We start from the raw sequence: 14,710 nt of genomic DNA, 5'->3' as shown, positions 1-14,710 counted from the left end.
CGCAAGCCGGCGCGAGGGTTTACGCTAGACGCCCCTGCCTCGGGGGGAGACGCATGATCGGCCGGGGCAAAGAACGATGTCCGAGGGTAGACAAAGAATGATGCAGGGGGGCAAGCAAGCCGCGCGCCGGTTGTTCGGTTCGTGGGTGGATGAGGTGGACGCGCAAACCTTGCGCGCGGATGCGGCGGCGGGCCTGCTGGGCGCGCTGCTGGTGCTGCCGCAGGGCGTGGCGTTCGCCATGCTGGCCGGCCTGCCTCCCGAATACGGTCTGTATTCGGCCATCGTGCCCTGTATCGTGGCCGCGCTCTTCGGTTCCAGCCGCCACGTCATGTCCGGTCCCACCAACGCCAATTCGCTGGCGCTGTTCGCGGTGCTGACGCCGCTGGCCGCGGCCGGCAGTCCGGGCTACATCGAGCTGGCGCTGGCCGTGACGGTGCTGGTCGGCGTGATGCAGTGGCTGGTGGGCACGCTAAGGCTGGGGTCGCTGGCGCACTTCATTTCGCCGTCGGCGCTGTTCGGCTTCACCAGCGGCGCGGCCTTGCTGATCGCGGTGCACGCGCTGAAAGACGCGCTGGGGCTGCCCGCGCCCGATTCGCACGGCACCGGCGCGCTGCTGGCCAGCCTGGGCGCCAATATCGGACAGGCGCATGTGGGCGCGGTGCTGGTGACGCTGGTGACGCTGGCGGTGGCCATGCTGGTGCGCAAGCTGGATAAGCGCAAGCCCTTTATGCTGGCCGGCCTGGCGGCGGGCACGCTGGCGGCCGCGGCGTTCAATGCGCTGACCGAAGGCCAGCCGGTATCCGTGCTGGGCGCCATCGCCCAGCCCTGGCCGCCGTTTCACGTGCCCAGCGTGGACTGGCGCGTGCTGCCCGACCTGCTGAGCCTGGCCTTCGCGCTGACCATCGTGGCCCTGGCGCAATCGATCTCCATCGCCAAGGCCGTGGCCACGCGCTCGGGCCAGCGCATCGACGCGAACCGCGAATTCGTGGGGCAGGGGCTTTCCAATATCGCCGGCGGATTCTTTTCCTGCTATTTGTCCTGCGGTTCCCTGAACCGTTCGGTGCCCAACTACGAGGCCGGCGCCAAGACGCCGCTGGCCTCGGTGTTCTCGGCGCTGCTGCTGATGGCGCTGGTGGCCGTGTCGGCGCCGCTGCTGGCCCGCATCCCCCATGCGGCCATTTCGGGGCTGCTGCTGCTGGTGGCCTGGACCCTGCTGGACATCCCGCGCTGGCGCCTGCTGATCCGCACGCAGCGCAATGAATGCATCATCGCCGCCGCGACCCTGGCGGCCACCATCACCATTCGCATGGAAGTGGCGATCCTGCTGGGCACGGTGCTGTCGCTGATGGTCTACCTGCACCGCACCTCGCGCCCGGCGATGCGTTCCATGGGCTTCGACTCGCGCGGGCCGCAGCGCCGCTTCGTGGTGCTGGAACATGCCGAGGACGCGCTGCCCGAATGCCCGCAGCTCAAGCTGCTGCGCATGGAGGGCTCGGTGTACTTCGGCGCGGCCACGCACGTGGCGCAGCGCCTGCACGAGCTGCGCGCCGCGCCCGACGCGCCGCGCCACCTGCTGGTGATGGCCAAGAGCATGAACTTCATCGACATGGCCGGCGCCCAGGTCTGGGAAGACGAGCTGGCCGCGCGCCGGGCGATGGGGGGCGACCTGTATTTCCACCGGCCGCGTCCCGAGGTGCTGGCCATGTGGCGGCGCACCGGCTTTCTGGAGCGTCTGGGCGAGGACCACGTGTTTCCCGACAAGGCCACGGCGCTGAGCAGCATCTACGCCAGGCTCGACCGTTCCATCTGCGCCGGCTGCAAGGCCCGGATCTTCTGGGAATGCCAGCAGCCCGACGCTAGCCCGGCTGGGGCGCCTCCGTCCCAAGATACGCGGCCTTGACCCGTTCGTCGGCCGCGATGTCGGCCGGCGCGCCTTCGGCCAGCAGGCCGCCGCGCACCAGCACGGCGATGCGGTCGGCATGCTTGAACACCACGTCCAGGCTGTGCTCGGTGAACAGCACCGCGATGCGCCGGGTGTCGGCCAGCTGGCGGGTCAGGCGCATCAGCGCGTGGCGCTCGTTGGCCGCCATGCCGGCGGTGGGCTCGTCCATCAGCAGCAGGCGCGGCCGGTGCGCCAGCGCCATCGCCAGCTCGACCCGCTTGATCTCGCCATAGGCCAGCGTGCCGCAGGGCGCGGCCGCCTTGTCGGCCATCTGCACCTGCGACAGCAGCGTCAGGGCTTCGTCGACCGCGTGGAGGCCGGCGCGGCGCCAGGGGTTGAAGAGCAGCCGGTCGCGCGACAGCAGCGCCGTCTGCACGTTTTCCAGCACGGTCATGGAGCGGAAGGTCTCGGCCGTCTGGAAGCTGCGGCCCACGCCCAGCCGGCAGATCCGGCGGGCCGACAGGCCCACCAGCTCGCGGCCGTCGAGCAGGACCGAGCCGGCGTCCGGCCGCAACTGGCCGCCCAGCACGTTGAAGCAGGTGGACTTGCCGGCGCCGTTGGGGCCGATCAGGGCCAGCATACGGCCGGCTTCCAGCGTGAAGGACACGTCCGCCAGCGCCTCGATGCCGCCGAACGATTTGCGCAGCCCGCGCACCTGGAGCAGCGGAGCCGAACTCATGCGCGCCTCCCGCGCAGGCGCGTCGCCGCGCCCGCCAGGCCTTCGGGGAAGGCCAGCACCAGCACCAGGATGGCCAGGCCCAGCACCGCGTGCCAGTACTCGGTGCTGCGCGCGGCGGCGTCCTGCAGCCAGGTGTAGGACGCCGCGCCCACCAGCGGGCCGGCCAGCGTGTGCAGACCGCCCAGCAGCACCATCACCAGGCCGTCCACCGAACGGCTCACGGCCAGCACGTCGGGGGCGATGCTGCCCTTGGAAAACGCATAGAGCGAGCCGGCCATGCCGGCGGCGAGCGAGGCCGCCACGAAGCCCGCCCATTGCAGGCGCCGCGCGTCCATGCCGAGCGCCTCGGCGCGCAGCGACGAATCGCGCACGCCGCGCAGCGCATAGCCCAGCGGCGAGAACGCCAGCCGGCGCAGCCACCAGATGCCACCGGCGCACAGCGCCAGCGTCAGGTAATAGAACCACGGGCCCTGCGACAGCCAGGCCGACGGCCACAGGCCGATCAGCCCGTTGCTGCCGCCGGTCACGTCGTCCCATTGATAGGCCAGCGCCCACAGGATCTGCGCCACCGCCAGCGTCAGCATCGCCAGGTACACGCCCGACAGGCGCACGCAGAACCAGCCGAACAGCAGCGCGCCGAAGGCCGCGGCGAAGGGGCCGAGCAGCAGCGCCGCCTCCATCGGCACGGCCGCCAGCTTCAGCAGCAGCGCCGCGCCGTAGGCGCCCAGGCCGAACCAGGCCGCGTGGCCGAAGGACGTCATGCCGGCCAGCCCCGTCAGGAAATGCAGGCTGGCGGCGAATAGCGCGGCGATCAGGATCTCGGTCAGCAGGATGCCGAAGTACGGCCATTGCAGGGCGGCCACCGGCGCCAGCGCCAGCAGGACCAGCAGCAGGCCGTAGGCCCGCCGCAGCCGGCGGCCGGCCGGCGCGATCGGGCGCTCGGGGGCGGCGGCCTGCGACGAGGGCGCGGGCGGCTGGCCCAGCAGGCCCCAGGGCCGCGCCACCAGCACCACCGCCATCACGGCGAACTCGGCCAGCAGCGTGAGCTTGGACAGATTGAAGACCCACGGGCCGATCTGCACCTGGCCCAGGAACACGAACACGGCCTTGACCGAACAGATCAGCAGNNGATTGAAGACCCACGGGCCGATCTGCACCTGGCCCAGGAACACGAACACGGCCTTGACCGAACAGATCAGCAGCGCCGCCAGGAAGGCGCCGGGTATCGAACCCAGGCCGCCCACCACCACGACCACGAAGGCGCTGGCGATGATCTCCAGGTCCAGCCCCAGCGTGGCGGGCACGCGCGGCGCGGCCAGCGCGCCGCCCAGGCCGGCCAGGAAGGCGCCCAGCGTGAAGGCCGAGGTGAACAGCCACGCCTGGTTCACCCCCAGCGCGGCCAGCATGCGGCGGTTTTCCGCCGCCGCGCGCAGCAGCCGGCCCCAGCGCGTGCGCATCAGCAGCAGCCACAGCAGGCCCAGCACCACCGGGCCGGCGGCGATCAGCAGCAGGTCGTATTCGGGATAGCGGCGCCCCAGGATCTGCACCGCGCCGGACAGGCCCGGCGCGCGGGCCGAGAACAGATCCTCCGGGCCCCAGATCGCCAGCGCGGCGTCGCCGATGATGAGCACCAGCGCGAAGGTGGCCAGCAGCTGGAACAGTTCGGGGGCCTGGTACAGGCGCTTGAGCACCAGCCATTCGGCGGCCGCGCCGATCAGGCCCGTGGCCAGCGCGGCCAGCAGCAGGCCGGCCCAGTAGCCGGCGCCGTCGCCGAAATAGCCGGTGAAGGTCCAGGCCAGGTAGATGCCCAGCATGTAGAACGAGCCGTGGGCGAAATTCACCACCCGGGTCACGCCGAAGATCAGCGACAGCCCGGCCGCCACCAGGAACAGCGCGCTGGCGTCGGCCAGGCCGTTGAGCAGCTGCAGCAGCAGTCCGGAAAGGCTCATCAGGGCGCCGGGCGCATCTTGCGGACCTGCTCGTCGGGCGGCTGCAGGCGGGCGCCGTCGATGTAGGCGAAGTCCTTCATGACGCCCTTGCCGTCCTCCACCGCGGTCGTGCCCACGTAGACGCCCATGGTCGATTGATGGTCGATCTTGCGGTAGTGGATCTGGCCGTAGGGCGTGTCGACCTTGAGGCCGGCGAACGCGTCCACGAGCTTTTCGGTGTCCACGCTGCCGGCGGCCTTCAGGCCTTCGGCGATGGACATCAGCGAGGCGTAGCCCACGACCGAGCCCACCTTGGGCGTTTCGTTGTAGCGCTTCTTGTAGGCCTCGACGAAGGCCGTGTTGGCCGGGGTGTCGATGGCATACCAGGGATAGCCGGTGACGATCCAGCCGGTCGGGGCGTCGGCGCCCAGCGGCTCCAGGTACTCGGGCTCGCCCGACAGCACCGACACCACGGCGCGGTTCTCGAACAGGCCGCGCGTATTGCCTTCGCGCACGAAGCGGGTGAGGTCGGCCGCGAACAGCACGTTGAAGATCGCGTCCGGCTTGGCGTCGGCCAGCGCCTGCACCACGGCGCCGGCGTCGACCTTGCCCAGCGGCACGGCCTGCTCGGCCACGAATTCCACGTCGGACTGGAAGGCCTTCATCATGGCCTTGAACGTGGCCACGGCCGACTGCCCGTATTCATAGTTGGGATAGACGATGGCCCAGCGCTTCTTGCGCAGCGCCAGCGCCTTGGGGGCCAGCGCCGCCACGTGCATCCACGTGGAGGGGCGCAGCCGGTAGGTGTAGCGGTTGCCGTCCTGCCAGGTGATCTTGTCGGTGAGCGGCTCGGCCGCCAGGAAGAACACCTGGCGCTGCTTGGCGAAGTCGGTCAGCGCCAGGCCGGTGTTGGACAGGAAGCCGCCGAACAGCAGCTCCACCTTCTCTCGCGCCAGCAGTTCCTGCGCGGCGCGCACCGAATCGCCGGGATTGCCGTTGTCGTCGCGCGAGATGACTTCCAGCTTGCGGCCCAGCACGCCGCCGCCGGCATTGACCTGCTCCAGCGCCAGCTGCCAGCCTTTCTTGTAGGGGCCGAGGAAAGCCGGGATCGCCTTGTAGCTGTTGATCTCGCCGATGCGGATCGGGGGCTCCTTGTCTTTGGCGCTGGCGATCGGGGTCAGCGCCAGGGCCAGCAGGGCCGGCGCCAGCGCGCGGCGCAACAGGGTAAGGCAGGGACGGAGCATGGCAGATATCGCGTTCGAGGGATCGGGCCCCGCGGGCGGGGGCGGCGGCCCAATTGAAGCATGTGTTTTCGCCGTGCCGCAACAACGCGGTCGCCGGATGGAAAAAAAGGCCCTGCATTGCAGGGCCTTTCGGGGTCTTCCGGGATACCGGCTGAATTACTTCAGCTTGGTTTCCTTGTAGTCGACGTGCTTGCGAGCGACGGGATCGAACTTCTTGATCAGCATCTTCTCGGGCATGTTGCGCTTGTTCTTGGTGGTCGTGTAGAAATGACCCGTGCCGGCGGTCGACTCGAGCTTGATCTTTTCGCGGATACCTTTGGCCATGTCGTGCTCCTAGTATGTAGATTGGCGGGAGGGCCGATTAGGCGATTTCGCCGCGGGCACGCATTTCGGCCAGGACGGCGTCGATGCCGTTCTTGTCGATCGTGCGGATGGCCTTGGCCGAAACACGCAGGCGGACCCAGCGGTTTTCGCTTTCAACCCAGAACCGGCGCGATTGCAGGTTGGGCAGGAAGCGACGCTTGGTCTTGTTGTTCGCGTGCGAAACATTGTTGCCCACCATCGGGCCTTTGCCGGTCACTTGGCATACGCGTGCCATGGATGCACCTCTTAGTGTCGTTCTTGGCGCGTATCGCTCGAGGGAGGCTGACGTGGGTTTCGCCGCCGGGCTGAATTGCCGGCCACCCAGTCTTAGTGGATGAGAGCCAGCCTTGCGGCCTGGCCCTGTGCTTATACCCGCTGCCTGCCACCCGCGGGGACTGGATTTCGGGGTTTTCCAAATTCCAGTCTGGCGCTACGCGGTTGGGGTCAGAGTGCTGAACTACAAAGCATAGTAGTCCTGCACGGGAAACTTCGTATGAAGACAAAGATTCTAATACGAAAAACCCAAATAAATCAAGCAGCCAGCTTAGCGGGTGTGCATTTGCGCCACGCGGCCGGAAAACCAGGACAGGCAGGCGCAGGCCGCCAGCGTGGCGGTCAGGGGCAGGGCGCTGTCGGCCTGCCAGGCGCTGACAGCGAAGCCGGCCAGCGCGCCACAGGACAATTGCAGCGTGCCCAGCATCGCCGAGGCGGCGCCCAGGCGCTTGCCCTGGTCGGCCAGCGCCAGCGCGGCCGAATTGGGATTGACGAAGCCCTGGCTGCCCATATAGGTGATCAGGCACAGCATCAGCAGCGGCAGCGTCATCCAGCCGGCCAGCGTCAGCGCCACCGCCGCCAGGCTGGCGCAGGCCAGCGAGGTCAGGGCGCGGCGCTGCAGCTGCCGCGGCGTGTAGCTGCGCAGCAGGCGGGCGCTGATCTGCGAGCAGACGATGAGCGAGAGCGCGTTGGTGCCGAACAGCAGGCCGTAGTACTGGGGCGGCACGCCGTAGAGTTCGATGAACACGCGCGGCGAGCCGATGATGTAGGCGAACATGCCGGCCTGGCCGAAGCCGCCGGCCAGGCTGTGGGCCATGAAGCCGCGATGCGCGAACAGGTCGCGGTAATTGCGCAGGATGGTGCTCCAGCGCAGCGGCACGGCGCGTTCGGGCGCCAGCGATTCCTTCATGATCTTGAGGACCGCGAACATCAGCATGGCCCCGCCGGCCAGCATCACCCAGAACAGGCTGCGCCAGCTGGCGATGGCCAGCAGCTGGCCGCCGACCAGCGGCGCCAGTATGGGGGCCAGGCCCATGATGAGCATCAGCAGCGACAGCGCGCGGGCGGCCTCATGGGTGTCGTAGTGGTCGCGGATGACCGCGCGCGGGATCACGATGCCGGCGGCGCCGCCCATGGCCTGCACCACGCGCCAGCCGGTCAGCGCCTCGACCGACCCGGACAGCGCGCAGCCCAGCGAGGCCACCATGAACAGCGCCAGGCCCACCAGCAGCGGCGGCTTGCGGCCGTAGCGGTCGGCCATCGGGCCGTAGAAGACCTGGGCCATCGCCAGTCCGATCAGGTAGGCCGCCAGCGTGCGCTCGACGTCGCCGCGGGGCACGCCCAGGTTGGCCGCGATCGTGGGGAACGCGGGCAGGTACATGTCGATGGCGAACGGGCCGATGGCCGTCAGCGCGCCCATGAGGATTAGCCAGCCGGGCAGGCCGCTGCGGAAAGAGTCAGATGGGGGCATGGGGGATCACTTCTACGCGCGGGAGAGGGCACCGATGCGGTTTGTTGCGCGTTTTGGACCAAATCACAGACTGTATCACGGGCCACCTTACACTCAAGTGTCAGCTTTTTTCCGATAAAGTCGTCGAGGTCCGTACGCATCCAGGGGAGTAGCCGTGAATCCTTTGTTGTCTGTAGTGGAACGCAAGCTGCAGGCCTTGCCCGTGACCGTCCAGCTGGTGTTGCCCGACGGCGCCGTGCTGGGGGCCCCCGAGCCGCGGGTCCGTTTCGTGGCCCACGACAAGGCGGCGCTGGCCCACCTGGCCGAAGGCGCCGTCGGCATTCTTGGACAGGACTACGTCGAAGGCCGCATCGACATCGAAGGCAATATGCGCGACGTCATGGCCGCGGCCGCGGCGCTGCTGCCGGGGTCGCCGGTGGACGCGGCCCGCGGCGGCTGGCTGACCGAGCTGGTGCGCAAGGTCATGTCGGTGTGGCGCCACTCGGTGGAGCGCGACGCCAAGCAGATCGAATTCCACTACGACCTGTCCGACGAGTTCTACGCGCTGTGGCTGGACCCGCGCCGGGTGTATTCCTGCGCCTATTACCGCCGTCCCGACATGACGCTGGCCCAGGCCCAGGAAGCCAAGCTCGACCATATATGCCGCAAGCTGCGCCTGCGGCCGGGCGAGCGTTTCCTGGACGTGGGCGCGGGCTGGGGCGGCCTGCTGTTGTGGGCCGCCGAAAACTATGGCGTGGACGCTACCGGCATCACGCTGTCGCGCAACCAGCACGCCCATGTCAGCCGCCTGATCGAGGAAAAAGGCCTGGGCGGGCGGGTGCGCATGGAGCTGCTCGACTACCGCAAGCTGGACGAATCCGTCCCCTACGACAAGATCGCGTCGGTCGGCATGTTCGAGCACGTCGGCCGGGCGCAACTGGAGTCCTATTTCGCCAAGCTGCGCCGCCTGCTCAAGCCCGGCGGGCTGATCATGAACCACGGCATCACCGCGGCCGGGGTCTACAACGCCGAACTCGGCAACGGCATGGGCGAATTCATCGAGAAGTACATCTTCCCCGGCGGCGAGCTGACCCACATCAGCGTGGTGCTGGAAACCCTGACCAACGGCGGGCTGGAAGAGGTGGACGTCGAAAACCTGCGCCCGCACTACGCGCGCACCCTGTGGGCCTGGAGCGACGCACTGGAGGCGCGCCTGCCCGAAGCCGCGCAGATACTGTCGGGGCCGCAGGGCGAACGCTCGCTGCGGGCCTACCGGCTCTACCTGGCGGGCTGCGCCATGGGCTTCGAGCACGGCTGGATCGCGCTGCACCAGGTGCTGGCCCAGCCGCCGGCCGGCGGACGCGCCGACGAACTCGACGATCCGGCCGACCTGGCCTATCCGTGGCGCCGCGATTACATGTACCAGGAACGTTGAGCGGCGCGCAAACGGCGTTTTGGCCGCTCCGGAAAAGGCATGAATGTATTAATAGGAATATATTCTTTACTAAATGAAACCTTACACTTCGGACAGAATTTCCCAGGGAAAACCGGCGGCTTACCCCTGCGGACTCCGGGTTATCCCGGGGGCGTTTTTCCTGAAATGTATCTGTTTTGTTCGGGGCGGGGCTTGGGTTGAGCAGCAATTTCGTTTAAGATGCTCGCTTCTTCGTTCAGTTTGTTCACTTTCTGTGGGTTTTCAAAAACCGCGTTTTTGAAGCTCCTGTCTTGCAAGATCCCGCACCCTCGCGGACGGTCTTGTTGCTAGTGTCGGTTTGTATTGGCGGTTCTGCCCGTCTTCCGCACAACCCCCTTAGCTCCATGGCACCCACGGGCCTGGCCCGGCGTGTGTCCCTGAACCTATGGAGGCAAAAGCCAATGCGTTTCACCCCTGTCAAGACTCTGGTCGCCGCGGCCGTGTTCTTTGCATTCGCCGGTTCGGCTCAGGCCGCCGACGCGCCTCAGTGCGAACTCAAGCGTCCCGTCAACTTCGGCGCCATGAACTGGGAATCCAACCTGGTCCTGGTCGACGTCGAACGATTCATCATGGAAAAGGGCTACGGTTGCAAGACCGAAACCCTGCCCACCGAGACCCTGCCCGCCCTGGCCGCGCTCGAGCGCGGCGACCTGGACATCAACACCGAAATCTGGCTGAACAGCGTGGCCGCTCCCTGGGAGCGCGCCGAGAAGACCGGCAAGGTCAAGCGCGTCGGCGAGCTCTACATGGGCGCCGAAGGCTGGTACATCCCGCGCTACACGGCCGAGCGCCTGCCGGAACTGAAGTCCGCGGCCGACCTGCCGAAGTTCAAGGACGAGTTCAAGGACCCGGAAGAGCCCGGCAAGGGTCGCTTCTACGGCTGCCCGGCGGGCTGGGGCTGCGAAGTGACCAGCACCAACCTGTTCCATGCGCTCAAGCTGGACGACACCTACACCTTGTATTCGCCCGGCACGGGCGCGGCGCAGAAGGCGGCCCTGATGTCGGCCTACAAGCGCAAGCAGAACGTCGTTTTCTACTACTGGTCGCCCACGCCGCTGGTCGGCTCCATGGACCTGGTCAAACTGGAGCTGCCGCCTTATGACGCGGAAAAGCACAAGTGCCTGACCGCGCCCAAGTGCGCCAATCCCCAGCCCAGCGCCTATCCCGACAATCCCGTTTTCACGGCCGTAAACACCAAGTTCTCGGAGGAGGCCCCCAAGCTCACCGAATTCCTGTCCAAGGTGTCGGTGCCGCTGCCCGTGATCAACGAGACCCTGGCCCACATGGAAGAGTCCGGCGACGAGTCCGGCGCCGTGGCCAAGTGGTTCCTGAAGAACAAGCCCGACGTCTGGACCAAATGGGTGCCTGCCGACGTTGCCGGGCGCGTCCAAAGCGCGCTGTAAACACCCTGGCTGCGCGCCGCCGAGGCGCGCACCGGCCCGCTCCCGGGCCGGTCTGCCGTGCCGCCGGCCTGGCGGACGGCTCCCGCCCCGCGGGCCTCTTGGTGTCTTCGCCCCGTCTGCCGCCGCCATGCGCGGCTTCGATGCGGGCGGCGAGCGCGCCAGAATGGAGTAGAACGAATGTTTCCTGAAATTATTCCCGCCCGGCAGGTCCGGGGGGCGATCGACGGTTTCGTCGATCATTTGGTCACCAACTACGCGGATACGCTGGAAAAAATGTCCCAGCCCGTCCTGCACGCGCTGGTGTGGCTGGAGCAGCTGCTGCGCAGCTCGCCGTGGTGGGCCGTGGTCTTGGTCACCGTGGCCATCGCCTGGGGCGTGAGCCGCCGCATCGGCCTGAGCCTGGCGATGGGCCTGCTGCTGTGCGTGATCGGCGTGCTGGGCCTGTGGGACGCCGGCATGCAGACGCTGGCGCTGATGATCATGGCCGCCGGCCTGTCCGTGCTTATCGGCATCCCGCTGGGCGTGCTGATGGCGCGCGTCAACTGGCTGCGTTCCGGCATGCTGCCGGTGCTGGACGTGATGCAGACCATGCCCAGCTTCGTGTACCTTATTCCCGTGGTGATGCTGTTCGGCCTGGGCAAGATCCCCGCCATCATCGCCACCGTCATCTACGCCGTGCCGCCGCTGATCCGCCTGACCGACCTGGGCATCCGCCTGGTCGACCGCGAAGTGCTGGAGGCCTCGCGCGCCTTCGGCGCCAATCCGCGCCAGCAACTGTTCGGCGTGCAATTGCCGCTGGCGCTGCCCAACATCATGGCGGGCATCAACCAGACGACGATGATGGCGCTGTCCATGGTGGTGATCGCCTCGATGATCGGCGCGCGCGGCCTGGGTTATGAAGTGCTGCTCGGGATCAACCGCCTGGAAGTGGGCCGCGGCCTGCTCGCGGGCCTGGGCATCGTGGTGCTGGCCGTGCTGTTCGACCGGATCACGCAATCGTATGGACAGCGCATGCGCAAGGGAGGCCAGCGATGAGCAAGATCGAGGTCAAGAACATCTACAAGATTTTCGGGCCGCACCCGAAGAAATGGCTGCAGGCCGCCCAGAACGGCATGAGCAAGGAACAGCTGCTGGCCGAAAGCGGCCATACGCTGGGCCTGCGCGACATCAGCCTGTCCATCGAAGAAGGCAGCATCTACGTCATCATGGGCCTGTCGGGTTCCGGCAAGTCCACGCTGATCCGCCACTTCAACCGCCTGATCGAGCCCAGCGCCGGCCACATCCTGGTCGACGGCGTGGACGTGGTGAGCCTGAACAAGCGCGACCTTGAAGTCTTCCGCCAGAAGAAGATGAGCATGGTGTTCCAGCGCTTCGGCCTGTTTCCGCACCGCACCGTGCTGGACAACGCCGCCTACGGCCTGACCGTGCAGGGCGTGGGCCGCGCCGAGCGCGAGCAGCGCGCCCGCGAATGGCTGGACCAGGTGGGCCTGTCGGGCTTCGAGAACCAGTATCCGCACCAGCTGTCAGGCGGCATGCAGCAGCGCGTGGGCCTGGCCCGGGCGCTGGCCACCGACGCCGAAATCCTGCTGATGGACGAAGCCTTCTCGGCGCTGGACCCGCTGATCCGCCGCGAAATGCAGGACCAGCTCTTGCAGTTGCAGGCCAAGCTCAACAAGACCATCGTGTTCATCACGCACGACCTGGACGAGGCCCTGCGCCTGGGCAACCGCATCGCCATCCTCAAGGACGGCGAGCTGGTGCAGGAAGGCACGCCCGAGGACATTCTGCTGAACCCGGCCAACGACTACGTGCAGTCGTTCCTGCAGGACGTGAACCGCACCAAGGTGCTGAACGCCACGCACGCCGTGAACCCGGCGCGCCTGACCCTGACCATGCGTTCGCGCCCCGCGCACGCCATGGACCGCATGCGCGCGCTGGACTACGAGTACGCGCCGGTGCTGGACGGCAAGCGCCTGGCGGGCGTGCTGACGGCCGAGGCCGCCGAGCGCGCCATCGCCGACGGCGTGCGCGACGTCTCGCGCTACGTCGAGGACCTGGCCTCCGTGCCCGCCACCGCGGGTCTGGGCGAAGTGCTGGCCCAGCTGGTCCACAGCGACCAGCCCGTGGCCGTGACCGGCGAGGACGACGAGTTCATCGGCATGCTGTCGCGCAAGAAGGTCGTGGAACTGGTCACGCCGGCCCTGGCCGATACGCCGGCGCCGGCCGACGCCGAGTCGGCACCGCAGGCCGAACCCGAGCCGGAGCGCCGCGACCAGGCCGCCTGAATCAGGGTAGATCCGTATCCGGATCGCGGCCGCGGCGCGGGCAAAGTCCGGATATCATGAGCGACGGGCCGGACTTTCCGGCCCGTCCTCATTCGGAACTTCGGAAACCATCATGCCCTTTTTGAATGTCCAGATCATGCAAGGCCATTCGGCCTCCCAGAAAACCGCGCTGCTGAAGGCCGCGTCGCGCGCCGTCGCCGAAAGCCTGGCCGCGCCCGAGACCAGCGTGCGCATCGTGTTGCAGGAAGTGCCCGCGGAACACGTGATCGTGGCCGGCGAGATCGGCAAGCGCATGGCGCGCGTGGACGTGGACATGATCGAGGGCCGCGACGAGGCCAAGAAGGCCGCCCTGATGGCCGCGCTGAACCAGGCAGTCTGCTCGACCGTGGACATGTCGGGCGACGAGGTGCGCGTGGTGATCCGCGATGTGCCGAAGGTCGACATGGGCGTCGCCAACGGCATCAGCGCCAAAGCTGCAGGCCGGTAAGGGGGGGCTGCCCCGCCTTGGGGCGGCCCGGCGGCGGGGCGTACTTTCTGATCCCCGTCAATCCAGCTTCACGTTGGCCGCCTTGACCACCTCGCCCCACCGCGCGATCTCGCTTTTGATGTAAGCGGCATATTCCTCGGGCGTGGAGCCCAGCGTCTGCGCGCCCTGCGCCTTGAGCTGCTTCTGCATTTCGGGCGATTGCAGCGCGCGGCGGATTTCGGCGTTCAGCTTTTCCACCACCGGCGCCGGCGTGCCGGCCGGCACCACCACGCCCTGCCAGGCGCCCATCGAGAATCCCGGCGCCACCGTCTCCGCCACGGTGGGCACGTCCGGCAGCTGGTCGCTGCGTGCGCTGCTGGTCACGGCCAGGGCGCGCAGCTTGCCCTCGCGGACGAAGCCCAGCGAATCGTTCAGCGTATTCGTCATCAACTGCACCTGCCCGCCGACCAGGTCGGTCNCCACGGTGGGCACGTCCGGCAGCTGGTCGCTGCGTGCGCTGCTGGTCACGGCCAGGGCGCGCAGCTTGCCCTCGCGGACGAAGCCCAGCGAATCGTTCAGCGTATTCGTCATCAACTGCACCTGCCCGCCGACCAGGTCGGTCATGGCGGGCGCGCTGCCGCGGTAGGGCACGTGCACCGCGTCGATGTCCAGCGAACGCAGCAGCAACAGCGCGCCCAGGTGGGTCACGTTGCCTGCGCCCGCCGAGCCGTAAGACAGCTTGCCCGGATGCTGGCGCGCGTATTGCACGAAGTCCTGCGTGTTCTTCACCGGCACCGAGGGATGCACCAGCAGCACCAGCGGGATGACCGCGGTGGACGAGACCGGCGTGAAGTCCTTGACCGGGTCGAAGGCCAGCGAGCGGTAGAGGTTGGGGCTGAGCGCGATGGACGAGGTGTTGTACAGCACCGTATAGCCGTCGGGCTTGGCGGCGGCCGCGTACTGCATGCCGATATTGCCGTTGGCGCCGCCCTTGTTCTCGACCACGACGGTCTGGCCCAGCTGGTCGGTGAGCTGCTTGGCCAGCACGCGCGCGACCAGGTCGGTGGGGCCGCCGGGCGGGAAGGGCACCACCATGGTGACGGGCCGTTCGGGCCAGGCGGCCTGGGCGCTGCCCGCGCCGGTCAGCGCCAACAGGGCGAGGCCGCCCGCCAGCAATGCTTTTTTCATGTCTTGTCTCCTTGT

At 67.8% G+C, this 14,710-nt stretch carries 13 protein-coding genes; 6 read left to right on the top strand and 7 right to left on the bottom strand.

Translation table 11 applies throughout. The features are described from left to right. Nucleotides 1-97 precede the first annotated feature (97 nt). A complete protein-coding gene (locus tag C1I89_RS11160; protein ID WP_247747819.1) occupies nucleotides 98-1,900 on the top strand; it encodes a SulP family inorganic anion transporter in 1,803 nt (600 codons plus the stop codon). On the opposite strand, the gene C1I89_RS11155 is transcribed toward C1I89_RS11160, so the two are convergent. The 6 genes from C1I89_RS11155 to C1I89_RS11130 all read right to left on the bottom strand — a co-directional run bounded on the left by C1I89_RS11155 (nucleotide 1,857) and on the right by C1I89_RS11130 (nucleotide 7,849). After that, complete coding sequence (locus C1I89_RS11155; RefSeq protein WP_102772788.1) at nucleotides 1,857-2,621, bottom strand: ABC transporter ATP-binding protein; 765 nt, start codon at nucleotides 2,619-2,621, stop codon at nucleotides 1,857-1,859. The two genes, C1I89_RS11160 and C1I89_RS11155, sit on opposite strands and share 44 nt — an antisense overlap. Further along, entirely contained in the window at nucleotides 2,618-4,570 is a 1,953-nt protein-coding gene (locus C1I89_RS11150; protein WP_102772787.1) for an ABC transporter permease, read from the bottom strand. Before C1I89_RS11150 ends, C1I89_RS11155 begins: the two co-directional genes overlap by 4 nt. Beyond that, nucleotides 4,570-5,793 carry an ABC transporter substrate-binding protein gene (locus C1I89_RS11145; RefSeq protein WP_181390924.1) on the bottom strand — a complete coding sequence of 408 codons (1,224 nt, stop codon included), beginning with the start codon at nucleotides 5,791-5,793 and terminating at the stop codon, nucleotides 4,570-4,572. Before C1I89_RS11145 ends, C1I89_RS11150 begins: the two co-directional genes overlap by 1 nt. A 156-nt stretch (nucleotides 5,794-5,949) precedes the next feature. Further along, complete coding sequence (rpmG, locus tag C1I89_RS11140; protein ID WP_003810296.1) at nucleotides 5,950-6,117, bottom strand: 50S ribosomal protein L33; 168 nt, start codon at nucleotides 6,115-6,117, stop codon at nucleotides 5,950-5,952. 37 nt (nucleotides 6,118-6,154) lie between these two features. Further along, entirely contained in the window at nucleotides 6,155-6,391 is a 237-nt protein-coding gene (gene rpmB, locus C1I89_RS11135; RefSeq protein ID WP_043541771.1) for a 50S ribosomal protein L28, read from the bottom strand. 309 nt (nucleotides 6,392-6,700) lie between these two features. Continuing rightward, on the bottom strand, nucleotides 6,701-7,849 hold the full coding sequence (locus C1I89_RS11130; protein WP_102772786.1) for a Bcr/CflA family multidrug efflux MFS transporter: 1,149 nt from the start codon (nucleotides 7,847-7,849) through the stop codon (nucleotides 6,701-6,703). Nucleotides 7,850-8,054: 205 nt separating this feature from the next. On the opposite strand from C1I89_RS11130, the gene C1I89_RS11125 reads away from it, so the two are divergent. The 5 genes from C1I89_RS11125 (at nucleotide 8,055) to C1I89_RS11105 (ending at nucleotide 13,528) form a co-directional block, all read left to right on the top strand. Next, nucleotides 8,055-9,314 (top strand): class I SAM-dependent methyltransferase, encoded by a 1,260-nt coding sequence (locus C1I89_RS11125; RefSeq protein WP_102772785.1) that lies wholly within the window; start codon nucleotides 8,055-8,057, stop codon nucleotides 9,312-9,314. Nucleotides 9,315-9,754: 440 nt separating this feature from the next. Beyond that, nucleotides 9,755-10,756, top strand: a complete 1,002-nt coding sequence (locus C1I89_RS11120) for an ABC transporter substrate-binding protein (RefSeq protein WP_102772784.1) — start codon at nucleotides 9,755-9,757, stop codon at nucleotides 10,754-10,756. A gap of 177 nt (nucleotides 10,757-10,933) precedes the next feature. Then, nucleotides 10,934-11,791, top strand: coding sequence for an ABC transporter permease (locus C1I89_RS11115; protein ID WP_102772783.1), 858 nt, complete (start codon nucleotides 10,934-10,936; stop codon nucleotides 11,789-11,791). Next, nucleotides 11,788-13,041, top strand: coding sequence for a quaternary amine ABC transporter ATP-binding protein (locus C1I89_RS11110; protein WP_102772782.1), 1,254 nt, complete (start codon nucleotides 11,788-11,790; stop codon nucleotides 13,039-13,041). The genes C1I89_RS11115 and C1I89_RS11110 overlap by 4 nt, the downstream gene beginning before the upstream one ends. 112 nt (nucleotides 13,042-13,153) lie before the next feature. Beyond that, nucleotides 13,154-13,528: a tautomerase family protein gene (locus C1I89_RS11105; RefSeq protein ID WP_102772781.1), complete on the top strand. Its 375-nt coding sequence runs from the start codon at nucleotides 13,154-13,156 to the stop codon at nucleotides 13,526-13,528. A 57-nt stretch (nucleotides 13,529-13,585) separates the two neighbouring features. Here C1I89_RS11105 and C1I89_RS35185 read toward each other — a convergent pair whose 3' ends face one another. Then, on the bottom strand, nucleotides 13,586-14,695 hold the full coding sequence (locus C1I89_RS35185) for a Bug family tripartite tricarboxylate transporter substrate binding protein (protein WP_258231389.1): 1,110 nt from the start codon (nucleotides 14,693-14,695) through the stop codon (nucleotides 13,586-13,588). Nucleotides 14,696-14,710 lie beyond the last annotated feature (15 nt).

It is taken from the genome of Achromobacter pulmonis, assembly GCF_002885955.2.
Classification (GTDB): Bacteria; Pseudomonadota; Gammaproteobacteria; order Burkholderiales; family Burkholderiaceae_B; genus Achromobacter; species Achromobacter pulmonis_A.
The sequence above is the reverse complement of the archived record's forward strand: the minus strand, read 5'-3'. Positions and strand labels throughout refer to the sequence as shown.